Origin of the sequence: Paenibacillus sp. FSL H8-0315 (genome assembly GCF_038005365.1) — a bacterium.
Lineage (GTDB): Bacteria > Bacillota > Bacilli > Paenibacillales > Paenibacillaceae > Paenibacillus_AQ > Paenibacillus_AQ odorifer.
Genome location: NZ_JBBOTA010000001.1, coordinates 5309767 through 5334186, shown reverse-complemented (window position 1 = coordinate 5334186; position 24420 = coordinate 5309767). Strand labels below are relative to the sequence as shown.

The 24420-nt window shown below is 44.1% G+C and carries 11 protein-coding genes; 4 read left to right on the top strand and 7 right to left on the bottom strand.

Annotated features, from left to right (window positions below; genetic code table 11):
- Window positions 1-166: 166 nt before the first annotated feature.
- Window positions 167-1330, top strand: coding sequence for a sporulation protein YhbH (gene yhbH, locus MHB56_RS23020; RefSeq protein WP_036684553.1), 1164 nt, complete (start codon window positions 167-169; stop codon window positions 1328-1330).
- 1255 nt (window positions 1331-2585) lie between these two features.
- Here yhbH and MHB56_RS23015 read toward each other — a convergent pair.
- The 6 genes from MHB56_RS23015 to MHB56_RS22990 form a co-directional block, all read right to left on the bottom strand.
- Window positions 2586-4091 carry an alpha-glucosidase/alpha-galactosidase gene (locus MHB56_RS23015; RefSeq protein ID WP_341144049.1) on the bottom strand — a complete coding sequence of 502 codons (1506 nt, stop codon included), beginning with the start codon at window positions 4089-4091 and terminating at the stop codon, window positions 2586-2588.
- A 118-nt stretch (window positions 4092-4209) separates the two neighbouring features.
- Window positions 4210-5127 (bottom strand): AraC family transcriptional regulator, encoded by a 918-nt coding sequence (locus tag MHB56_RS23010; RefSeq protein ID WP_341144385.1) that lies wholly within the window; start codon window positions 5125-5127, stop codon window positions 4210-4212.
- Between the two features lie 167 nt (window positions 5128-5294).
- Window positions 5295-7349 carry a methyl-accepting chemotaxis protein gene (locus tag MHB56_RS23005; protein ID WP_341144048.1) on the bottom strand — a complete coding sequence of 685 codons (2055 nt, stop codon included), beginning with the start codon at window positions 7347-7349 and terminating at the stop codon, window positions 5295-5297.
- 97 nt (window positions 7350-7446) lie between these two features.
- Window positions 7447-8289, bottom strand: a complete 843-nt coding sequence (locus MHB56_RS23000) for a sugar ABC transporter permease (protein ID WP_036684372.1) — start codon at window positions 8287-8289, stop codon at window positions 7447-7449.
- Complete coding sequence (locus MHB56_RS22995) at window positions 8286-9599, bottom strand: sugar ABC transporter permease (RefSeq protein WP_036684375.1); 1314 nt, start codon at window positions 9597-9599, stop codon at window positions 8286-8288. The genes MHB56_RS23000 and MHB56_RS22995 overlap by 4 nt, the downstream gene beginning before the upstream one ends.
- Before the next feature lie 107 nt (window positions 9600-9706).
- The gene (locus MHB56_RS22990) at window positions 9707-11038 is read right to left on the bottom strand and encodes a sugar ABC transporter substrate-binding protein (protein WP_340395265.1); all 1332 of its coding nucleotides are present in this window, start codon (window positions 11036-11038) and stop codon (window positions 9707-9709) included.
- 879 nt (window positions 11039-11917) lie between these two features.
- On the opposite strand from MHB56_RS22990, the gene MHB56_RS22985 reads away from it, so the two are divergent.
- The gene (locus tag MHB56_RS22985) at window positions 11918-13663 is read left to right on the top strand and encodes an alpha-glycosidase (protein WP_340012170.1); all 1746 of its coding nucleotides are present in this window, start codon (window positions 11918-11920) and stop codon (window positions 13661-13663) included.
- Window positions 13664-13826: 163 nt separating this feature from the next.
- Here MHB56_RS22985 and MHB56_RS22980 read toward each other — a convergent pair whose 3' ends face one another.
- A complete protein-coding gene (locus tag MHB56_RS22980; protein WP_341144047.1) occupies window positions 13827-21605 on the bottom strand; it encodes a pullulanase in 7779 nt (2592 codons plus the stop codon).
- Between the two features lie 688 nt (window positions 21606-22293).
- Here MHB56_RS22980 and MHB56_RS22975 point away from each other — a divergent pair.
- Complete coding sequence (locus tag MHB56_RS22975; protein WP_076195090.1) at window positions 22294-23340, top strand: LacI family DNA-binding transcriptional regulator; 1047 nt, start codon at window positions 22294-22296, stop codon at window positions 23338-23340.
- Window positions 23341-23562: 222 nt separating this feature from the next.
- On the top strand, window positions 23563-24219 hold the full coding sequence (pgmB, locus tag MHB56_RS22970) for a beta-phosphoglucomutase (RefSeq protein ID WP_341144046.1): 657 nt from the start codon (window positions 23563-23565) through the stop codon (window positions 24217-24219).
- The last annotated feature ends 201 nt before the right edge of the window (window positions 24220-24420 follow it).

Here is a 24420-nt window from a genome sequence, read left to right as displayed (position 1 = left end):
ATATCCCTCATCCCCATGAATATACTTTAGTTACAACCCCAAAACATCCCCACAAAGTGAGGCTTTGCTTTCTATGCGTACTCAGGTACTTTGCGGGGGATCCAAATATATACTTTGCAAAAAATTCCCTCAATCAACATTTCATATTCCATGGGAGGTGGTCATCCTGTCGCAATCATCCGGTCCCTTTTCCTTCGTAGTCTCAAAAGAAGACTGGTCCCTTCATCGTAAAGGTCATCAGGATCAGGAACGCCATCAGCAAAAGGTCAGAGAAGCCATCAAGGATAATTTGCCTGACCTCGTTACCGAAGAAAATATTATTTTGTCAGGCGGTAAGCAGATTGTGAAGGTTCCGATTCGCAGTCTGGATGAATACCGGATTATTTATAACTTCCGTAAACAGAAGCATGTAGGACAGGGGGACGGGGAAAGTCAGGTCGGCGATGTGCTTGGGCGCGATTCACAATCGGCACAGCCCGGCAAAGGAGAAAAAGCAGGTGATCAGCCGGGCCAAGATACCGTGGAAGCAGAGGTCAATCTGGAAGATCTGGAGGACATTCTGTTTCAGGATATGGAATTGCCTCATCTGAAGCCTAAGAATAAAGAAGAGATCGAGGTCAAATCCATTATTTTTAACGATATTCGTAAAAAAGGGATGATGTCCAACATCGATAAAAAACGTACGCTGCTGGAGAATCTCCGACGCAATGCAAGCAGCGGAAATCCCGGCATTCACAGTATCAGCCCAGATGATCTGCGCTACAAAACATGGGATGATATTAGAACACCTCATTCCAATGCGGTCATTATTGCGATGATGGATACGTCAGGTTCGATGGGTTCATTTGAAAAATACTGCGCCCGCAGCTTCTTCTTCTGGATGACCCGTTTTCTGCGCCGCCAATATGAGAAGGTAGAGATTGTTTTTCTCGCCCACCATACGGAGGCTAAGGAAGTCAGTGAGCATGATTTCTTCACCCGTGGCGAAAGCGGGGGAACGATTTGTTCCTCGGCATATCAGCGAGCGATTGAAATTATCGATAGCCGCTACCCGCCTGCGCAGTACAACATTTATCCATTTCACTTCTCCGATGGTGATAATCTCACCTCCGACAACGAACGTTGCGTGAAGCTGATCGGAGAACTGCTGAAACGAAGCAATATGTTTGGCTACGGTGAGGTGAACCAATACAATCGTAGCAGCACCTTGATGTCAGCTTATCGCCATCTGAAACATGAACAATTCATGCATTACGTCATTAAAGACAAAAAAGAAGTGTATCAGGCGCTGAAGACCTTCTTTAGTCCAAAAGGTACGGTTAATTCTTAATCCCCCACTCCAAAACGCGGATGTCCCAAAAGCCAAAAATGGCTGGTGTGACATCCGCGTTTTTGGCGTCTCACCTTCTTGAACAAAACAACAAACTTCGTAAATTGCGTCATCTAAGTTCGCAAGTATCAGGGGATGGGCAAATAGCGTCATCTGGATCCGTATGATCGAGGGATGGACAAATAGCGTCACCTGGGTCAGTAAGATCAGGGGAGGGGCGAATAGCGTCATCTGGGTCCGTAAGATCGAGGGATGGACGAATAGCGTTATCTGGGTCCGTAAGATCAGGGGATGCGTCAGAATAGTATGTAGGGCAACTGGGGGATTCTGGGGGTTCGGCGCTTTCGGACACAGATGACCTTATACGTAGCTTTATCGCATATTTGGCTTCCTATCGGACTCCATAGCTACTATTAGCACGAAAAACACCAAAAACGAGCCTCATTCTTAGCAATAGCTGCACTGGAGTCCGATAATACGCTCCAAAGGCGATAAATTGCTAAATAGGGTCATCTGGGTCCGTAAGTATCAGGGAATGCGCTGGAAATCCAATTAGGGCAACTGAGGGATTACTGTGGGATCGGCGCTTTCGGACACAGATGACCTTATACGTAGCTTTATCGCATATTTGGCTTGCTATCGGACCCCATAGCCGCTATAGGCATGAAAAACACCAAAAAAGAGCCTCTTTCTGAGCAATAGCTGCACTGGAGTCCGATAATACGCTCCAAAGGCGATAAATTGCTAAATAGCGTCATCTAGGTCCGTAGGTATCGTGGATGGACAAATAGCGTCATCTGGGTCCGTAAGATCGAGGGATGGACGAATAGCGTCATCTGGGTCCGAAAGTACCGGGGGATGGGCGAATAGCGTCATATGGGACCACAAGTATCGGGGATGGGCAAATTGCTCATCTGAGTCCGTAAGTATCGAGGAATGCGTCAGTATAGTATGTAGGGCAACTGTGTGGGATTACTGTAGCCCTCGGCGCTACGGTATAGATAAAAAAATAAGCCAGTGAAATTAAACTAACTTTCTTTTTTCAGTTACATAATAACTCCTACTATAAACCTAATTTCACAATTTGGATCGGTACCGATAAACTTGTACTCCCCACCCATGTCAGCTTATTTTCGTAAGCTATGACTGCTGTTTTGTTTTTCCCCCTCTTAGATTTCCATCCTAAAAAAACCTCCAATCCCAAACTATGGAATGTGGAGGTTATTTATAGTTAAAAAGCTTTCAATGCTACACCTTATTGAACCTTCTCTCTATCCTTGCCTTTATCAGACTCACCAGCATTTTTGTTCGCTGCTTCCCGGTCCTGCATCATCTCATCCACCGACTTCACCTTCAGGCGAGCAGCGCCTTCGTTGTTAGCGTTCGTTGGGATAAGCTCTCCTGAAGCCAAACGTTCCTTGGCTTTAGCAATAGCTTCGCTGTATTGAGGCAGCCACTGTTCCCCTGCGACGAGCATCTCATCGACCATCTGCCAGATTTCTTTTGGATTGCATACGGCACCAACGAGTGGGTCCATCATAAATGCCTGACGTAACAGCTTATCATCGCCGTGTACAGCTGCTTCAACCGCCAGACGTTGCACTGAAATGCTCACGTTACATACGGCGGCAGGCCCAAGCGGCAATTCACCTACCAATGGCATGGAGATCCCGTTCCGGTCTACATATCCCGGTGCTTCGATAATGGCGTCCTCTGGTAAATTAGAGATTACGCCATTGTTCACTGTATTAAAGTGCCCCCGGTACACTCGTCCCGTTTCCAACCCTTCTATAATATAAGAGCCGTGCTCTTCCCCGCGATTCTCCTTCGTATACTCCAGTGCCGGGTCTTTCATCCAGTTTGGAAAATCGGTCTCGAACCAATTTCGACCTTCCGTGCAGACACGCAGATAACCACCAGTTTCTCCGTTAATCCAGCTCCCCAGATCGATCCAACCCATAATTTCATCACTGCGTTTACGGTACCATGGCACGTACTCACTTAAGTGTCCATTGGATTCTGTACTATAGTAGCCAAAGCGACGAAGCATATCGATGCGCACTTTTTCCGTACGGCTGAATTCCGGATGTTTCTCAAAAGCCTCTAAAAGACCTTCGGTCAGATCCTTCCCCTCATGACTTGCTGAAATATACCAGGTCTGGTGATTGATGCCCGCACAGATAATATCAACTTCGGATTTCTTAAGACCATACACATCTGCAATTTGCTGGTGCCCATGCTGTACACCATGACATAGACCGATGGTCCGAACACCACCATATTTATTGCAGGCCCAGGTCAGCATAGCCATCGGATTCGAATAGTTAAGCAAAAGTACATCCGGTGCTGCCATCTCCCTAATATCACGGCAAATATTCAGCATCTCCGCAATTCCGCGTTGCCCGTACATGATGCCACCCGCACACAGAGTATCTCCCACACACTGATCGACTCCGTATTTTAAGGGAATGTCCACATCCGTAGCAAAGGCTTCAAGCCCACCCATCCGAATAGTACAAAATACGTACTTAGCATCCTTCAGTGCATCTCTGCGATCCGTTGTCGCCTGAATTTGTATATTTAAACCATTCTCCTTAATATCACGCTGGCATAGCTCCGTGACCATCTCCAGATTGTGGCTGTTAATATCCATAAATGAGACTTCGATATTTTTAAATTCCGGTACAGTTAGTAAGTCCCGCAACAATCCACGGGTAAATCCAATGCTGCCTGCCCCTATAAAAGACACTTTAAATGACATGGTTATCATCCTCCGGTAATGAATTGGTTGTTCCTGTCCATTGTAGCAAGGGACCTAAGGAAAGCGTAACCAATATCATGACCTCTTTTGAAAGAAGGTGTCAAAAATCCTAACCTATCTACTGAAAATCATGCTCTTCATAACTCCAGGCGTGACGCTCAATGGAATTGCGGAATTCTACAGGCGTGCAATCGGCGTATTTTTTAAAAAGAAGGTGAAAATATTGCCTGCTGCTAATTCCTACGTAATCTGCAATTTCAGCAATAGGGATGTCGCTCTGCCCAAGCAACATCTTCGCTTTCTCCATTCGCAGCATATTTAAGTAATCGCTGAGTGTCCGACCCGTATGGCTCTTAAAAATTCGATGCAAATATCCGGGATGCAGATTAACTGCGGCAGCGATGTCCTTAACCTGAATGTTCTGGTCATAGTTCTGATGCAGGAATTCGATGCTCCGGCGCACATAAAGCTGCGAGGGCTGTTGGCTGGTATGAAGCTGCTCTTGCCGAAGTCTGGATAACCGCAACAGAAGCTCACAAAATAATAAATCAACCATACTTCCCCCCTTTCCGCCGCTCTGATCAAGCTCTAACACAAGTCCTTTTAGAACATGATAGATTTCCTCCGGATCAGGCATTACTAAACTGGAAAAAGGAAGCTGCAGCATTTCTGCGAGCGCCGCTTCTTCACGGGCTAGCTTGCCGACAGAGGGTGCAACCCCTCTATATTCCATGAAGCCAAATTCCACATTTAGCATCCGACATGGTGCTCCCTCTTCAACAATCAGCCTATGCGGAACATTCGCGTCTAGGATGATCAATTCTCCCCGCTTCAGCCGAACTCTCTCTTCTCCTCCTGAGCTTGGACGGACATCCACGATACAACTTCCTGAGATCAAATACATGATTTCCGTTGAATTATGCTGATGGTAAGACATATTGTAGTTATTCCACTGTTTATAATAGTAAGCAAAAAAATGAGGACTATAATCTCCCTCGATTAAAACCTGCTGAAAAAGACTCCCGCTAGGACTCAGACTTAAGTTCGTCAATGGATCACTACTTTCTTCATTTATTACTTAATACAAGTGTATCCCTTTAGCCACTTCGAAGACAAGATAACGTCCGATAGCAATCAAATCAACAAAAACGAGCAACTCTCCATTATATTGGAAAATTGCCCGTCTCTATTAGAATAATATTGTCATACTTGAAAAGAAACCAAAGAGTGCTTAAGATCGGCTGCCAAGCCCTCCAGCTTTTCCGATAGGGCAACCAATTCCTCACTAACCGTGAATTGCTGAGATGACATAGAAGCTACCTCCTCCGTCGAAGCAGTGGTTTGCTGGACGATGGAGCTTACGCTGGCCATGGATTCACCGAGTTGACGCTGGAACTCAATCAGTTCGAGGACAGAAGCAGAAGATTCACTAATATGTCTCATGAAATGTTCCATTTCCTCTTTGACACTCGCGAATATCGTTGACGACTCTCTTACAGAAGAGATTTGTTCACGGAACTTAGGAGCGGCTTCATTGATATCCTTAACGGTGTTCTCGATATGTAGACCAATCTCTTCCGTGATCTTGGAGACCGATTGAATCGATTCATTCGACTGGTTAGCGAGCTGCCTGATTTCATCAGCAATCACTATGAACCCTCTACCTGCCGCACCTGCTCTAACTGCTTCTATGGTAGCATTTAGTGCCAAAATATTGGTCTGCTTATTCACAGCAATCATAGGGCTGAGTATACTGCGAATTAAATGAGTGCTTTCTCTGAGCTTAGTAGAATTATCTTGAATTCGATTGATCACCTCTACCGTAGACTCACTCTGCTCTACCAGCAGCTTCATCAGCTCTGTACCTTGATTGCTAACCTCAATGACCCGTTCTGCTGAATGGTCCATCACTGTATTTATTTCCGTCACTTCACTCATTTTGTTGCCGATAATCTCAACATTGTGATAACTGCGTTCGGCTTCAACAGCGAGGCTGGCTGACCCCGCTGCAATCTCACCGGTAGCGGTCGCAACCTCTCTGGCATGGAGGGAGATTGTACTTGATGCTTGTACTAATTGTTCCGAAGTAAGGAGGACCTCATCTGCCGAATTCCCGCTCTGCCTTGCAAGTAAGGAGATCTGCTCCATCATTTTGTTGAAGCTTTGACCCAAGCGGCCAATCTCATCTTTGCCCTTGAAATTGGTTCGTACCTGTAGGTTCCCACGCTCTCCTTCCTCCATCAAGATTGCCAGCTTACCCAGCGGGCGCCCTACCAATCGAACAAGAATATAACCAATTAGTAGTGCTATTAAGGCTGCCGCCAGCACCACAGAAAATGTGATATATAAAAGCTTGTCCGCAGACTTAGTAAAATCACTGACAGGAGCATACCCCATAAGCATCCACTTGGCAGTCGCCAGGGGCTGGTATACAACAAGCTGAGAACTTCCGTTCTCATCCTCCGCTGTAAATGAATGATTTTGCTCTTTCCCTTGTTCTTCTGAAACTTTTATGTAAGAGGGTTGACCCAGCTTGGCATGATCCGCACCATACACAATGCTGCCATCCGCACTCAAGATACGAATTTCACCGGTCATCCCAATCTGAAGGTTAGACAGCATTTCAGTCATGGCCTTCCCTTTCACTTCGATTAGCATGTAATACTCCGCTTCGGGATGTAAAAGATTACGTAGCAATCTCCCCATAGTTAAGGATGGCTCAGTATAAGCATCAAAAAAGCCTTTCTCACGAACGGGAAACCAGACTGGCTCTCCTTTAGCTGCGGCAATTTGCTCTAATCTTGCGGAAATGCCTTCATCACTACGAATCCCACTTATACCAGCAGACTTATAAGATTCTGAGTCTACCAAGCTCTTGGATACCAGCCTGACGCCATACATCCGCTCATCAGACCCTTTTACCAAGTCCAGCTTTCTGCGAATCCGATCTTCAGCCCCCGCTTTGGCCACAGTTGTAAGCTCGCCACTATTTATTTTTTCTAAATCACCCTTTAACACAGAGTCGAGTGCAAACTGCCTTGATAGTGCCTCATACTCTGACAGCACAAAATCCAGCTTGTCCGCTGCCTGAACTACAGATTGTGTGGAGGCTGCAGCAACCTCATTCGTAATGATATTTTTAGCGGCAAAATAGGAAGTCAATCCTAGCACGGAGGATAAGAGAACTATAGAACTAAATAAAATAACGAACAGTTTAACTCCAACAGATTTAAAATATAGAGTCCAGGACTTTTTCATTAAGTTCACTCCCCATGACGAAATAAGGGTACAGCCCTCCATTTCTGTATAAAGGCTGTACCCTGATCATTTATTAGCATGAAGCGAGCGAATGGGTTTACCCCTTACTAGCTCCTGCTGTCAAGCCATCTACTAGCAGACGTTGCAAGAATACAAACAAAATCATAATTGGAATGGAGATCAAAACCGCACCCGCAGAGAACAAGGTAAAGTTAGTGTTTTGATTGGTGTTAACCATATCCCACATCCCCACTGCAACTGTCCAGTTCTCCTTAGTCCGCAGAATGAGTCTCGCAAAAATGAAGTCCACCCATGGTCCAACAAACTGAGTCAGCGCCATATATGTGATCATAGGACGTGACAAAGGTAAGATGATTCGCATAAATATTCCGAAATTGCTCGCCCCGTCAATACGGGCGGCCTCATCCAAGGAACGAGGAATCGTATCGAGGAACCCTTTGGCGATAAAGGTCCCCCCCAGCGGCGCCCCAGCCGCATAAACGATAATTAACGCAATATGTGTATCCAGCAAATTAAACTCTTTAAGCAGCATATAAATAGCGATCATACTCATAAAACCAGGGAACATACCAAGAATCAATACGGTGGATAACGCTGTTTTACGCGCTTTAAACCGGAATCTGGATACGGCATAACTGGTTAACAAAGTAAGAACTACCCCGATAAGCATCGAGAACACAGCTATTTTCAAGGTATTGGCATACCAAGTCCCAAACATATAGCTGGGTGATGTGAACAATTCTCTGTAATGTGATAAAGTGAATTGCTCGGGAATAAACGTTTTGCTGTACAATGATTTACCAGGTCGGAAAGAAGCTAAAAGAATCCAAAGGGCAGGATAGAGTGCAGCTATCGACAAAGCAATCAAGATAATATAACTACCTGCTAAGCGAATAATGTTCGCGACTTTTCTGCTCATTGGATCATATCCTCCTCTTTAAATGACTTTGTCCGGCGGTAATTGTACAGGGAGAATGAAGCGACAATGATAAAGATAATAATCCCTATTGCCGAAGCCATGTTGTTTTTATTCTGATCTAGCGTTAATTTGTATAACCAGGTTACTAGCAAGTCCGTAGAACCGGCATATTGATAGTCACCATTTACCGGACTACCACCAGTTAATAGGAAGATCGCGTTAAAGTTGTTGATGTTACCTGCAAACTGCGTGATCAAGGTTGGTGCTGTAGAGAACAATACCATCGGCAACGTTACGATACGGAACTTCTGATAACCCGAGGCTCCATCCACCTCAGCAGCTTCATACATATCCCGTGGGATAGTAGTCAGAACGCCCATGATAAGCAGCATAGAAACAGGAATACCTACCCACATATTAACGATAATTACGGTAACCTTAGCCCAGAATGGGTCAGTCAGCCACGGTAATCCATCCAATCCAAAATACCCCATGTATTGATTGATAGGCCCGAATTGACCGTTAAATAAGTTGCGCATGAGCAGAAGCGAGATTAACTGTGGCACCGCGTAAGGCACAATCAGAATTACCCTCCACATTCCTTTGAAGCGAATGCCCTTCTGACTCACCAGCAAAGCGACCAACAGTCCTCCGAAGTATGTAGTAATGGTTGAAAGAACTGCCCATATAATTGTCCATGTTAATACACCATAAAAAGTGTGGCTCCATGTCTTAAGGACCAATAAATTACGAAAGGTCTGAAATCCAACCCAGTCCACCAATTTGGCGGGTGGAAGATGATCAGGTGCGGAATAGTTCGTAAAGGCCAACAGGATCATGAAGATAATTGGCATAATCGTAAAGAATAGAACACCAATGCCCGGCAAGACTAGAAACGCTTGAGCAAACTTGTAATCCAGGATATAACGAACACTTTGTTTAAAAGTGTTTGCCTGAAGACCGTTATCACGTTTTTCTCCAATCTTGTAAGCATCTCTGATATTCAAATACCACGCGATAATCAATAGAATAAGAATAAGGATGGTGATCAAGCTTTGGATCATGATATAAATCGAGTGATCACCGGTAACCATCTTGGCGATCCCCTTCACTTTAACCAGACGACTCGGATTCTCTCCTAGTGTTACGATGCCCCATAAAGAGTTGGCAAGGTTCTCAATAAAATAAAAAACGGCTACAGCTTCTACGGCTAAATATAATATTCCTTTAACGAATTGGCGGTTATATATTTGTCCCAATCCCATAAAAATCGTCGACAGTATTGCGGCCCTCGTGCGATGTCGTTGCATTTCGCTTCCGTTCTCCTCTCCGAGTGAAAATAAGAAGCTGCCAGCCGCTAAACATGCGGCGGGCAGCTTGATTCACTGTATGCTGTTAAGACAGTGAATTATGATCCTTATTGGGATGCACTGTTATTCAAATCTTTGATTTGTTGTACAGCTTTGTCCATTGCTGCTTTTGGATCCCCATTTTTATCCCAAATTTCTGGAAGGGCAGCATTCACTGGGCTCCATACGTTACCCATTTCAGGAATAGAAGGCATCGGTTGGGAGTTCTTAGCTTGTTCTGCAAAAACAGAGACATATGGATCGCTAGAGATCTGTGGATCAAGAAGCGCCTCGTTGTTTGTAGGAACCGAACCAATCGTTTTGTTCAGTAACAGCTGAGCGTCTTTGCTTGAAGCAAAATTCGCATACAATTTAGCAGCATTCGGATATTGAGTAAACGAGTTAACTGCGAAAATTTTAATACCAGAGAATGTAATTGCTGTTTTGCCATTCACTGTAGGGATTGGAGCAATACCAAGGTTGTCACCAAGAGCTTCTTTGTATCCTCCAAGCTCCCATGGACCTGTGATATCCATAGCTACATCACCAGAGTTGAACAAGCTGCGTTTGATATCACTGTTGATATCACCACTCTTAATTGGCAATGCTTCCTTCAGTTTCACAAATTCTTTAAGTCCTGCAATTGCACCATCGTTAGCAAGACCGATATCATCTTTATCCGTACCATCCTTACCGAAGAGGTATCCGCCATCGGAAGCGATAAACATGTAGTTGAAGTACAAGTTTCCTACTTCCCACATAATCCCATATCTATTTTTCGATTTATCCGTGAATGTTTTGCTGAATGCAAGAACATCATCAAATGATTTAGGTGCTTCTTTAACAAGTGATTTATTGTAGAACAATGCATAAGTTTCTGCTGCTCTTGGGTAACCATACAATTCGCCTTCGTACGAAGATCCGATAATCGAAGCTTCAGTATTGTTAGCTTTTGTTTCTTCACCGAAGACATCGTTAGGAAGAACCAAGCTCGCGCTTGCCGCTTTACCTAAGTTATCGTGAGGGATAAGAATAACGTCTGCCGCTAATCCTGAAGGACCATCTTGAGTAAGTTTAGTTACTTGATCTGGTGGTGCCAATTCTTCAACCTTGACTGGAACGTTATATTTTGCTGTGAACTGTTTAGCAATCTCATCTGCAAAAGGTCTTTCTTCTTTACTTTCCCATACCACTAGAGTTGCGCCATCTTCAGGTACAATTTCATTTGTTGCTGCTGCATCTGTGCTCTCTGGCGCTGCAGTCTCTGTAGTAGCATTATTAGTTGCTTTTGCTGCGTTGTTGCCCCCGTTATTCGTACTGTTGTTGTTCGAACCGCATGCTGTAACGGACAGAGCCATTGAGAAAGCTGCGGTGATAACCATCATTTTTTTCAATTTCATTACTTTAACCCCTCCCAATTTTTAAAAACGTAAGATGGAAAATAGTAGTGCTGCAATCTGCGCAAACGATTTCAGAAAGGCTAAAAAAAAAGTTCTTCTTTTAGCTTGCTCCTTCTGTATCTGCATTTCACAGGTAAGAAAGCGCTTCATTCATGAGTACATCATACAACAGTAACGATTATTTTTAAAAACGTTTGCATATACTGTATTGGGTCATTTTCCATTATTTGATATACATTATAGGCATATATCTCCATTTTTCACATGATATCTTTTAATTAGTCGATAATTCATGTGTTTATTATTGGAATATCTATTTTATTTGCCCCTAATATGCCACATTTTCTCTATTTCAAGAGATTTCTCATAAATTGCCCTACACAATGCTCGTTTACTTTAGTGAAATTTAGTGCAATGGTTTGAACAAGAGTATTGAAAGCCCTTTTATTCCATGCTATAATCCAAAACGTTAAGAGGCTGTCCAGCATGAAGCACAACATCCCTTGTCTGCCTCCTGTTCTATATAATTAAAAGGCAATGTTACTTATCAAAGGTACAACCTCGGGCAAGCTACTTCGCGGTGGTTGTGCCTCTTTGTTATGTGCTACTCTGCTACTGATTTAGTGCATGTTGCATAAAAAACTGTGCAACCAATAACAATAGCGACATTCTACATTCCACGCGCTCTGTGGAGTATCGTCCGGGAATAGTTTATGCTTTCGAGAAAGTAGCGCTAACAAAACTTAGCCTATGCTTTCGATGCGGTTTTGCCGAAGTGTTCGAGGAAGTAACGCTAACAAAACTTAGCCTATGCTTTCGATGTGGTTTTGCCGAAGTATCCGAGGAAGTAACGCTAACAAAACTTTAGGAGGATTTATCATGTTACTGGAAGCAGTGTATCATCGTCCGCGGTTAAATTGGTCTTATGCCTATAATGAAAGTACGATTCACCTGCGTCTACGCGCTAAAAAAGGGGATTTAACCGAAGTATTCGCCTTTGCTGGAGATAAATATGCTTGGGATACCACAAAAGAGCTAATTCCCATGACCCTCTTCACCTCCGATGCTATGTTTGACTATTGGGAATGTGCTTCAGTACCTCTCTACCGCCGCTTGAAATACGGTTTCTTACTTCAAAAAGATAACGAACGAATTTGGATGACCGAAAGTGACTTTCAAACGGTGCGGCCGGAAAACCCAAACAAGCTGTTCGAATTCCCTTTCATTAACCGCGTTGACGTATTCGCTCCGCCTGCCTGGGTAAAGGACGCTGTTTTTTATCAGATCTTCCCAGAACGCTTTGCAAATGGTGACCCGAGCCTTGATCCGGAAAATGTTCAGCCATGGGGCTCCGAACCAACACCAACCAATTTTTTTGGCGGCGACCTGCAAGGGGTTATTGATCATTTAGATCATCTTAACGAGCTTGGGATCACTGCTATTTATTTCACACCTATCTTTGATGCAACTACTAATCACAAATACGATACAGAAGACTATATGAAAGTCGATCCGCATTTTGGAGATATTGAGACTTTAAAAAAGCTCGTCGATAGCTGCCATAAACGTGGGATTCGTGTCCTGCTAGATGCCGTATTCAATCATTCTGGCAAAACCTTTGCTCCTTTTGTAGATGTTCAAGAAAAAGGAGAGGCTTCCGCCTTTAAAGATTGGTTCCATATTCGCAAGTTTCCGCTTCAGATTGAAAACGGTGTCCCTACTTATGACACCTTTGCTTTTGAACCGCTAATGCCAAAGCTAAACACAGAACACCCTGAAGTTAAACAATACTTACTGAAAGTCGCAGAATACTGGATCAAAGAAGTCGGGATCGATGGCTGGCGTCTGGACGTTGCCAATGAAGTGGATCATGATTTCTGGCGGGAATTCCGCAAGGTGGTTAAACGTGCTAATCCTGAGGCTTACATATTGGGGGAAATCTGGCATGAATCTGCACCTTGGCTGGAAGGCGATAAATTTGATGCCGTTATGAACTATCCTTTCACTGACGCCGTCCTTGACTTCTTTGTGAATGGCACTCTTGATGCTGAAGGATTCGCCAATTCCATTGGTAAACAGTTATCACGCTACCCGCTGCAGGCTAGTGAAGTTGCTTTTAATCTGCTGGACAGCCACGATACTCCACGACTGCTTACGCTGGCTGCTGGAGACAAAAACAAGATGCGATTAGCGGCACTGTTCCAATTCACCTTTATGGGCACTCCCTGCATCTATTACGGTGACGAGATCGGCATGGACGGTGAAGGTGACCCTGGTTGCCGCAAATGCATGGAGTGGAACCCTGAAAAGCAGGATCGAGAGCTCTTCGAGTTCTATCGTCAGCTTATTAAAATACGCAACGACCACCCTGCTCTCCGCACAGGTACATTTACCTTCCTGGAGGCAGGACAACAAGGCAGCAAACTAGCCTATGAGCGTCGGCTGGATCTGCAGACGATTGTGGTACTAATCAACAGTGAAGAGACCGCTCAGACCTTCCGTATTGACGTAGACGAGCGGGATTGGGAGAACTTGTTTACAGGCGAAACAATGCGCACAGAACGCAGCAAGCTGATCGTGAAAATGCCAGCCTATGGATTCGCTATCCTAAAGGCAATCATCTAAAAGATTTCTTTTCTTCCCACTGCCCAGCCATACAGCATAACAAAACAGGGTATCTCGCAAGCGATAATCGCTTCGGGATACCCTGTTTTCTTTTGGAGCATACTAAAATGCTAACCGCTGCTCAAACTAAGGGGTGCCAGAATTCAGCACACCTTAGTTTAGCCTACTTGCTCAGCAGCGTATAAATAACCTGTGCGCTTTCTGCGCGGGTCATCCATGCTTTTGGAGCGAATCGATTGTTCTCTCGGCCTTGCAGGAGTCCTAAGTCTGCTGCAGTCTTCACATAGGCTTCCGCCCACTTGCTAATACTTGAAGCGTCAGTAAATGCCGTAGAGGCTGCTAAAGGTTCAAGCTTCTTACCAGACTTCATTTCAAGTGCGCGGATCGCCATAACAGCCATTTCCTCACGGGTAATTGATGCATTTGGCGCAAAAATATTATTACTCCGTCCACTAACAATACCCAGCTTAGTAGCTGTGGCTACATATGAGGCATACCATGCATCTGACCTGATGTCAGTAAACAGGACCTGCCCTTCCGCTTTTAAGCCAAGTGCACGTACTAGTAGTGCTGTAAATTCCGCACGGCTAACATTACTTTTCGGATCAAACTCAGAGGTAGTGACCCCTGACACAATTTGTTTGGCGGCAAGTGATTGAATCGCCTTAAATGCCCAATAGGTTGCAGGAACATCTTTGAACGACTTATCGATTTCAAGCACAGCATACTTACTGAAATGTGTGACTTGTGCCGTGATCACCTCTCCATTCAGCTGTCCTCCCACGTACTCTAACCCGCCATTATCACTTAAATAATAGATTCCGATTAAGTCCTTGTTGAATTGCCCTTTAATCTTGAATGAGATCGTAATCGGCTCATCGAACTGCTTAATTACAATCCGAGTACCGTCTTTCATCAGCACGCTAAGTCTGAATTCAAATACATCGGAAAGAGAGCTAACATGAGCACTGTCTTTGTTTAAACCGTCTACTATGGCTTTCGCAGCAGACTGCGCCAGTGGGTTCAGTTCAAGCAAGATTTGGGCACCTACCCCATCAATACTTGAAGCTAAACTTGGCATTGTACTTAAAAGCTGGCTAGGGATAGTAACTAACAGATCTCCCATTTTAAACACAAGATCATTAGTTCCTAGTATTTGTGCAGCTTGTAAAGGTAAGCGTACCGCTGTCTTACCGGCAACAACATCAATTTGCACCTTGCCGTCTTTACCATTCTTCAAGCTATCCTCATTCACAACCTGAGTATCCGCTGGCGGTGTAGGGCTAGGGTTAACAACAACTCCAGAGGTTGGTGCCGCTGTGGCTTCTGGCGTTGGTGTCACCTCAGGCGACGGTGTTACTTCTGGTGTCGGCGTTGGCGTTGGTGTCGGCGTCGGCGTTGGTGTCGGCGTCGGCGTCGATGTTGGTGTTGGTGTCACCTCAGGCGACGGTGTTACTTCTGGTGTCGGCGTTGGCGTTGGTGTCGGTGTCGGCGTCGGCGTTGGCGTTGGTGTCGGTGTCGGCGTCGGCGTTGGTGTTGGTGTCGGCGTTGGTGTCGGTATAACATCCGATACTTCCGCCAAAATAACCGTGCCTCCATCATCTATGCCTGGCAGATCAATATTTACCTTTTGATCTTCGGAAACCATGTATGTTTTACCGCTGTATTCATCGGTTACCGATGAATTGGCAGCAAACGGTACTGGAATCGTTACAGAATTCTCACTAGTTTTAGTATTGATTACCGTCACTACGTTCTCATCTTCATAAGATTTGTTGAAAGCTAAATAACCTGAATCATCTGAACCTGCGAGCTTCGTGCGCGCACCTTTGGAATACACTTTGGAGTACTTCGCACGGATATTCAACAGCTTTTGATAATGGTCATGTAGTGGCTTCTCTGCCGTCAATTGATCCCAAGACATATCCTTACGGTTCTCACTGAATTGACCTTCAGACATATTTCCAGCATTGCTTCCGGAATTCCCCAGTTCTTCTCCGTAGTATATTACCGGCTGTCCTTTGGCGGTAATTTGCAGAGCTGCAGCAATCTTCAGCTTGCCTTTATCGCCTCCCACGTAATCAGACAAGAAACCATTCTCATCGTGACTGCTCAGGAATTGAGCCATCATCTTCGTATTGTCGATCTTTAATTCACGTTCCTGCAGATAAGCATCCACACTGTTTACCTTACCATTTGCAAAATCTCTGGCTGCATCTTTAAATCCAAAATCAAGCAGACCATCCATCTGGCTAGTTTCGAGCATTCCACCATTGTTATCAATGGTTCCACCGAAGTATTCGCCGGTCATTTTGAAGTTTGGATCAATCGCTGTCAGTGCATTTTTAAAGGCTTTCCAAGTCGTATCGTCCACGTGCTTGACTGTATCCACACGGAAATAATCAATCGTGTCTCCACGTTCCGTACGTGCGTTGTCTAACCAGCCTGTTTGCCAAGCGATAATTTTTTCACGAACGGCTGGATCTTCCGTCTTGAAATCTGGCAGGAAAGCAAGCTCACCCTTAATTGGATCTGTATCTGCGGATACACCATCCGTGCGCAGCATCCCTTCGAAACGTGCTTTATCCTCAGCTGTAATTGTCGGATAAGTATCCTCAGCTTTCAGACCGTAACCCGTATGATTGAGTACAACGTCAACCATGATCTTGATCCCTTTGTCATGCGCCTTTTCGATTAGCTCCTTGAAGGTTGCCATATCGCCAAGATGCTCGTCGAGCTTGGTAAAATCTTTTGCCCAATACCCATGGTATCCATATTGTTCGCTGCCAAAGTCAACGCCTTTGTTAAAATCAATATTATCTACGATTGGCGTGATCCATAACGTGTTAATTCCTAGCTCTTGCAAATAATCGAGATTGTCGATCATCCCCCGGAAATCTCCACCATGATAAGCTTCCAGATGATCTTTATTTACATTCTCATTATTCGTTGGGTCACCGTCTTTAAACCGGTCTGTAAGCGCGAAATAAATCCGGGCCTCATCCCAATCAAAATCCAGCTTATCCCCTGTATAGGTTCTTGCTTTTACCTCAAGTGTAGCCTTTTCCTTATGTGCATTGCCGTATTGGTCTACGAGCGTAATCGGAATATCCTTGATGCCCGCTGACACCGTGTCTTTCACAGCAACCGTTTGTTTCAAGAGTTCCGTATCCAGCTTAACTTTGCTAGGTCCTCCAAGATTGGTTAAATCCATATATGCTTCAGAGTAAGTTACTTCTTCCGAAGAGGAAGCGTTGATGCTTACAACAGCATTCTGATTGGATGTGACTGCCTCTGGACTTACGGATGTCGTAATCGTAACGACAGGTTGATGATAATCAATAACAGATTCATCATTCACCGTATTCTTTGGATCTGTAATTTCGGTAGTGACGCCGTCTTTAGTAATCAAGAAAGTATATTTATACATACCTTCTTTTAAATCAGCCAGTGTATAAGTGAACCACTCGTTAGCCGGATCATAGATCATTGGATACGAAGTGCCGTTCACTTTTACTTTAGCAGCTGTTATTGCGTCCATATTTCCATTACGGAACAAAGCGTCGTCGCGGTATCTGAAAGTAATCGTTCCATCTTTTAAAATAGGGCCGCTAATACTTGGTTTGATATCAAGCTCTTTAACCATACTGGTTACATACACTTTAGTGAACGGTTCACCAGGGGTCAACGGTATGACACGATCGTCCGGGTAGTCTTGTTTTCCCGTGTTCCAATCCGTACCTTTGCGCAGGACAAATCCAACGCTTGTTGCATTCTCCGCAACCTCAATCAGAACGCTCGCTGTGCCATTCTTAAAGGTTGTGAAATCAATCTGGTCATTTTTAGCTCCAGTGTTCCAAACCCAGATATTCCAATCCTTATAGTCCTTATCGCTACGGGTATAAGTGAATTGAACATATCGTTTGTCAGTAACTTTAACGGTGACGGTTGTGGAAACACCCTCATAAGAGATAGTAAGGGTTGCCGTTCCTAGCCCAACCGCTTTGACTAGACCTTTATCAGTTACTGTAGCCACTTCAGGTTTATTGGAAAGGTAAGTAGCCTTCTTAGTAACATTACTTCTGCTATTGTCATCATATTTCGCAAAAACAGCGGTTTGATGCGTATTTCCTGCTGCCAGCGTGTAGCTTGCACTATCTGTTTCCAAAGAGGTCAGCGTAACTGGTGCAGCTTCCTTTTGAATAATCACAGCCGTCAAAGGCTCTAATGTAATTAAATTTGCTGTCAAAATAAAACCTGTCTGCTGCGCAGCCGGTATCGCTGTAACACCAGCTTCATCGTTGTCCACAAGAACTTGACCACCCGTCAAATCCTCAGATAAGGTCAGCTTTCTAGTTGTGCTGTCACCATTCATGAAGACATAATAGATGCCAGTACCATCTGTTGCTTTGTTGGAATAACCGATGACAAGATCGTTATCCTTCATTTCTGGAGCAGGGATCAGGTTAATGTTAGAGTCAACCAAATCCTTATCGCCCAATCGGAAGGCATCCGTTGATTTTCTCAGCTCCATCAGACCCGACGTATATTTTCTTGTCGTGTTCTGTACCGGGAACTTAGATTCATCCGTTGCTTTGGTCCAATCAAACATGTTAACTGCATCCGATGAATCGTAAGAATCATGAATGAAATAGCCAAACGATTGGTTGTTATTGTCGAACATCTCTGTGAATTTATCCTCAGGATCCGTTGTGCCCTTCCACTGCTTAGTCCGCCCATATTCCTGACCGGCATGGATAAAGGCTGTACCTTGAGAAGTTAATACGAGCATATTTCCTAATCTGATCCGCTGCTGAATTTCAAGCTCATTCTCAGCAATATCCGGATCCTTCTTGATCGATTGTGCTATGACATCATGAAGTGTCAGATTATCATGAGCTTCGATGTATGGGACGATATCACCCGGATCATCTGCTGGTGTATTCGAAGGTTGAGCTTTAATATTGTCCAGGATTGTAGCGATCGGACGTGCTCCACCGGTAATAAATCTAGGCTGACCTTCGGAACCATAACCAGACTTCAATTCATTACGGAATTCATCGGAGAAAACACCGACACTATCCGTTTTGTCCATCCAATCCTGATCTGCACCTTGCCCAGCGAGAGAAGGATCAGCCGCAGCGCCGCCGAATGTTCTCCAGCCTTCACCAATAAAGAGTGCCTTCGGATTCACTGCTGCCGCGGCATCATAAGCATGCTGAACAGCATCAGCTGTCGCATCGCCCATCATATCCCAGCGCATTCCATCAATCTTATACTCTTCAAACCAGTATTTTACCGAATCAACCATCAGCTTCTCAGCCATTTTATGGTTGGTGGCTAAATTGTTGCCGAACCCCCCGATAAAGTTACCGTTTGCATCTTGGAAGGCATAATAATTAGGTACGATGTCGTTTAAAAATTCTTTTTTAGCCATGTGAGTATACACTACGTCCAGAACGACACCCATTCCAGCTTCATGCACGGCATCAATCAAACCTTTTAATTCTTTAATCCGCTCTTCTGGATCGGCAGGATTCTGTGAATAAGCCCCGTCCGGAGAGAAATAGCTATGAGGATCATACCCCCAGTTGTATTCATTGTTTTTTGCTGAATAATCTGGCTCTCTAGTCCCCATCTTCGTCTCATCCCCGTAATACCAAGCCATCACAGGAAGCAACTGAACATGCGTTACACCAAGAGATTTAATATAATCAAGTTTCTTTTCAAAAGCGCTATAAGAACCCCATCTTTCCCCACTCAGACTATCCTCGATCGATACATCCGATGTAAAATCTCTCACGTGGACTTCGTAGATGATGGCGTCCTCACGTTTTTCGTAGCCTTTTATATCAGCATACCCAAAGGTATCAGGGTTCGTCTGGCTTAAATCAACGATAGCCGCTTTGCCCACTGTATCCCCGCCGGCACCAGCAGCACCTGTGGTATCCACAGTGAATATCGCCATTGATTTAGCATAAGGATCAAGGACCTTATGGGTTACACCGTCATTCGTTACTTCGTATTGATAAAAGAAGCCCCTTACATCTGTTGCCGCTGTGCCTGTCAAATCAGCTGGCTTCAGCTGGACTGACCAAACCCCTTGCTCGCCGAGTGTTAAAGCAACACTACCCACTTGCACGTTAGAGTCATTCTTATCGTAAAGATTTACAACGACTCCGCTTGCTTTAGGTGCCCATAATTTCAATGTGGCTGTTTTGTCAGCATTATACGTAGCTCCAAGATCGTCTCCTGTATAATTGTACATTTCATCAAGCATTCTCCAGCCACTTGCGGCGGAGACTGTTTTACCTGAATAGGTAACGCTAAGCGGAACTTTTTCCAAATCAAAAGCTTCTGTATCCACTTCGATTGAAGTTTTGCTTGTAAGGGTTACCGCAGTAATCGGGACTGCAGCACCCTCTTTATCCTTAACTGTAATTGCTGACTTTAAGGCTGCTGGATCCAAACCGTCAGTCAGTGTGAAGCCGAGAAGGATTTTGCTCGTCGACAACACCTCTGCGGATACTAAGCCAATTGGTGTCTCTCCAAACGGAGAAACATAAACATTGTTGTCTCCTTCTTTAACCCATAGCTGATTGTATCGATCCAGCAGGCTAAAGGTTTTATTGTCACCGTCCTTATCACCGTTCGAAGGTTTCATCACAATAAAGCCAATTTTCTTCGCGTTCTCAATAAGCGGAACATCAACATATGCACCATAACGATCTGTTTGATCTGCCACAAAAGGAGTGGCACCAGACGGCCAATTTTCGGATGGGGCTACGACGTCATCCCACAGCCAAAGTCCGTATTGATCATGATTTGTATCAGCTCTGGTATAGTGAATTCGCACTGTATTAGGAGCAAGTGCAACTGGTTCATACGGTGTTACATCATTTGACCCTTGCTTGATCCAAATTTCATTCGTCTCAGGCGTGTTAATGGCAAAGAGTTTATCGCCTTCATCCTTAGCCTGAGTGACTCGGTTTACCACAAGGAACGAAATTTTCTTGGCTCCATCCTTCACTGGCACGTCAACATAAGCACCATAAGAATCGATTTGCCCTTCAGGAAATGAAGTTGCCCCTGTTGGCCAATTTGCGGAAGGGGATTGAACATCATCCCATGTCCATAATCCCTGATTTTCATAGTCACCAGCTGTCCGATTGTAGTGAATACGGATGTGTCCAGCCGGAACAGGGGTAACCTCAACAGGTTCAGAAGGAATTTTATATTCAGCTGTCACACTGCCATCCAGTGGATTAAATTTAAAGTTAACCGGCAGATCGGAAGGAAGACTCAGATTATTAGCAGTTTCGGGATACAATTGATCCCCGGCTTCACCGTCTCCTGGAACAGAAACTTGGTAGGTGTAATCTCCCTTAGGAAGGGTAGCCACCGTACTGTAAACATCATCAAAATCAGGATCAGATAATGTGGTAAGTGCTTCTGCCGGCAGGTTTCCTGTCAATCTTGGTAGTTTAGCGGAAGCAATCGGTGTGTAATACGTGGAATCGGCTATTTTATGAGTTAAGTCATTATAATAAAAGGTCACGGCAGTCTCTGTTTCTAGCTTGATATGAATATTCTCCCCATCATTGCTCCCCTGAGGATTGGTGTAACTTGTGAATCCATAGTTCTCATCCCATAAATCATTTAGAGTAACCTTGTAGTTATATTCTCCTGCCGGCAATGTGCCTGTAAAAGAATATAGGCCATTATCTGAATAGGTCATTTGGGTAACTACCGATGTCTCATCCCAATCCTTACCCGGCGTTTCCGCATCTGTCGATGTAAATTTAGACTGCAGATCCCCGACCAACACAACCTTCGTCGTTGCTGCTGTAACATTAACAGGATGTAGTCCAAGACCAGAGAACACGAGAGCAATGATCATAAAGATCGCAAATGCCCTCTTCCCCCATAAACTTATTTTCATTTTTGCAAAACCTCCCATAATTATGAATTCCCTTTTTGCAAGCGGATACATGATTTCACAAACCCCACCAATTTATGAGATTATAAATCATGCGTATTCCTTCTGAAGGTGAAGAAGGTCTATATGTAGGGCTCGTCAAGCCAATTCAACGCTGTCACCATCCTTCTATCAAAGTAAAAGCTTGATACATCATGTCGAAATTAGTGCAATCGTTTGCAAAAAGCTATGCACAAACACTAGTCCATAAAACCCGATCGTTAGTGCAACTGATTACAGCCTAAAAATACCCAATGAAAACGCTTGCTGTATTTTGATTTACATACTAATGCCGAATTTACGGTATTGTCAACCAGTATTTTCAAAAATAAAAGCTCAATTTAAAGCCGCAATAAAAACGAAACTTGTTCTTCCCTTCCTTTCAGCAAAGTTCTTGCATCCTTTAAGCCATACGTTTGCATTCAGCGAATGCTCTTTTCACAAAATTCAGACCTCATTTATACATTTTAAGATCAAAATTCCCGAATCATTCATACTTTTTTGGTGAAAAGCAACAATATTACATTGAAATTTCTTGTGTTCCTTCCAAAAGTAGCAATTTCCTCCTTTTGAATGACTTTATCTATTTACAATTTAGAACTCTTAGATTAATATTACTGTGTAAAGCAAACGGTTCCATAAGGAGGTTTCAATGACAGTTACCATTAAGGATGTGGCCAAGAAAGCGGGAGTATCTCCCTCCACGGTATCCCGGGTATTGTCCAACCATCCCAGAATCAGCCTGGAAACTTCCCGCAAAGTTAAAGCTATTATGGAGGATATGGGCTATACCCCTAACATGATGGCTAAGAGCTTGGTGTCGAAAACTACTAACAGCATCTGCTTCAGTCTTCCTAAACCTGCTGAAGAGCTGTTCTCTAATCTATTTTTTATGGAATTAATTCGCGGGATCGTTACACAAGCCAGCCGTTCCGGTTATGATGTGCTGATAAGCTCCGGAGCGAACGAGAAAGAAGAACTGGAAGCCGTTTCACGACTTCTGAAGGGTCGCCGTGTTGACGGCGTTATTCTGCTTTACTCTCGTACGGATGATGCCGTTATTGATTTTCTAGAGAGCAACGATTATCCATTCGTGCTTGTTGGCCGGAGTGATAAATATGAGAATATTTTATCAGTCGATAATGATAATGTGATGGCAGCATACGATGCTACGAACCACCTCATTTCCATGGGGCATAAACGTATTGGCTTCGTAAGTGGACCACCTAATCTAATCGTTTCTCGTGACCGTCTCGCCGGATATCGTAAAGCATTGCAGAATAGCGGTTTAGAAATGCGGGATGAATGGATTGTAGAGGGTGAATTTCTACAGGATAGCGGCTATAGAGCGATGTCCTTTTTCATGAATTTGCCGAATCGACCCACTGCGCTGGTAGCGGTGGATGACATGGTATCGTTCGGAATTTTGCGCGGGTTGAATGAACTGAAATACAAGGTTCCAGACGATCTCGCCATTGTAAGCTTTAACAATATTCCATTATCTGAATTATCTAGTCCTCCGATCAGCAGTATTGATATAGGAATTTATCATCTTGGCTACACCGCATCACAAGTACTTATCCAAAATATCAAGAGTCCGGATAACGGTTCAGGTCATACCAACCGATTTGTCATTCCCCATCGTCTGATCGTGAGAGAGTCATCCATGCACTCTCAGGCAAAGCATAAAACCGAATGAATAAGTGAAGCGTTTAATCGCTTCATTTATTTTTTGAAAATCTGTACAAACGTTTGCGCTAAATCATACAATACTTAATGATCCAGTTCTTTATGGGTGATTTCTAGGATCTTAGGTTAGGATAAACTTACACATCTTAATCAAAGTTTAAACGGTTTAATAAGATTCTAATACGGCATCCGCTGGATCACGACGCTGTCAAAACTTTTAGGAGGTACTACAATGCCGGAAATTAAAGCCTGCTTGTTCGACTTGGACGGAGTAATCGTCGATACAGCAAAATACCATTATATCGCTTGGAAAGAGCTTGCAGATGGTCTGGGATTTCTTTTCACAGAACAAGATAACGAACGCCTTAAGGGAGTCAGCAGAACGGCTTCACTAAATATTTTGCTGGAAATCGGCGGACTAACGATTGATGAAGAAGAGAAAGCTAAGCTTGCGGAACAGAAAAATAATCGGTATGTCGAATATATTGCGAAAATGGACAGTTCTGAGATTCTCCCAGGTGCGCTTGATTTCCTAAAAGAGTGCCGTACGAATGGCATCAAAGTCGCTCTCGGTTCTGCCAGTAAAAACGCTATGACGATCTTGAATAATACCGGATTAACCCCTTACTTTGATGCAATCATCGATGGAACTCATACTAGTGCTGCTAAACCAGATCCGGAAGTGTTCCTGTTAGGAGCCAAAGCACTGGATGCCGCACCTGAACATTGTGTAGTCTTCGAAGATGCAGAAGCGGGAATTGAGGCCGCTACCCGGGCCGGTATGTTCAGTGTTGGCATTGGTTCGCCGGAAACCCTCAGTGCCGCGAATATTGTGGTTCCATCGCTCGCTCATATGAGTGTGTCCATGCTCAAAGAATCTTTTGCATAAATATAGTGAACATAATGAACTCAAATAGTACTGATTTGAGTTGTTATGGACATTCCTACCTGAGATTAAATGAACTAATAATTAATCGTTAACTTTCTGGTGATGAAGTGACGGAGAGGAATTTTGGAACTGTAGAAGCATAGCGTTCGCCTTTATAATCAGATTTCATCCGCAAAATGTGGTTTAAATATAGAAATCTGA

What these genes read in the sequence shown, in the direction of transcription:
- pgmB (WP_341144046.1), top strand. Translation starts at nt 23,563, where the DNA reads ATGCCGGAAATTAAAGCCTGCTTGTTCGACTTGGACGGAGTAATCGTC.
- MHB56_RS23015 (WP_341144049.1), bottom strand. Translation starts at nt 4,091, where the DNA reads ATGTCATTTAAAGTGTCTTTTATAGGGGCAGGCAGCATTGGATTTACC.
- MHB56_RS22980 (WP_341144047.1), bottom strand. Translation starts at nt 21,605, where the DNA reads ATGAAAATAAGTTTATGGGGGAAGAGGGCATTTGCGATCTTTATGATC.
- MHB56_RS22995 (WP_036684375.1), bottom strand. Translation starts at nt 9,599, where the DNA reads ATGCAACGACATCGCACGAGGGCCGCAATACTGTCGACGATTTTTATG.
- MHB56_RS23000 (WP_036684372.1), bottom strand. Translation starts at nt 8,289, where the DNA reads ATGAGCAGAAAAGTCGCGAACATTATTCGCTTAGCAGGTAGTTATATT.
- MHB56_RS22975 (WP_076195090.1), top strand. Translation starts at nt 22,294, where the DNA reads ATGACAGTTACCATTAAGGATGTGGCCAAGAAAGCGGGAGTATCTCCC.
- MHB56_RS22985 (WP_340012170.1), top strand. Translation starts at nt 11,918, where the DNA reads ATGTTACTGGAAGCAGTGTATCATCGTCCGCGGTTAAATTGGTCTTAT.
- MHB56_RS23005 (WP_341144048.1), bottom strand. Translation starts at nt 7,349, where the DNA reads ATGAAAAAGTCCTGGACTCTATATTTTAAATCTGTTGGAGTTAAACTG.
- MHB56_RS22990 (WP_340395265.1), bottom strand. Translation starts at nt 11,038, where the DNA reads ATGAAATTGAAAAAAATGATGGTTATCACCGCAGCTTTCTCAATGGCT.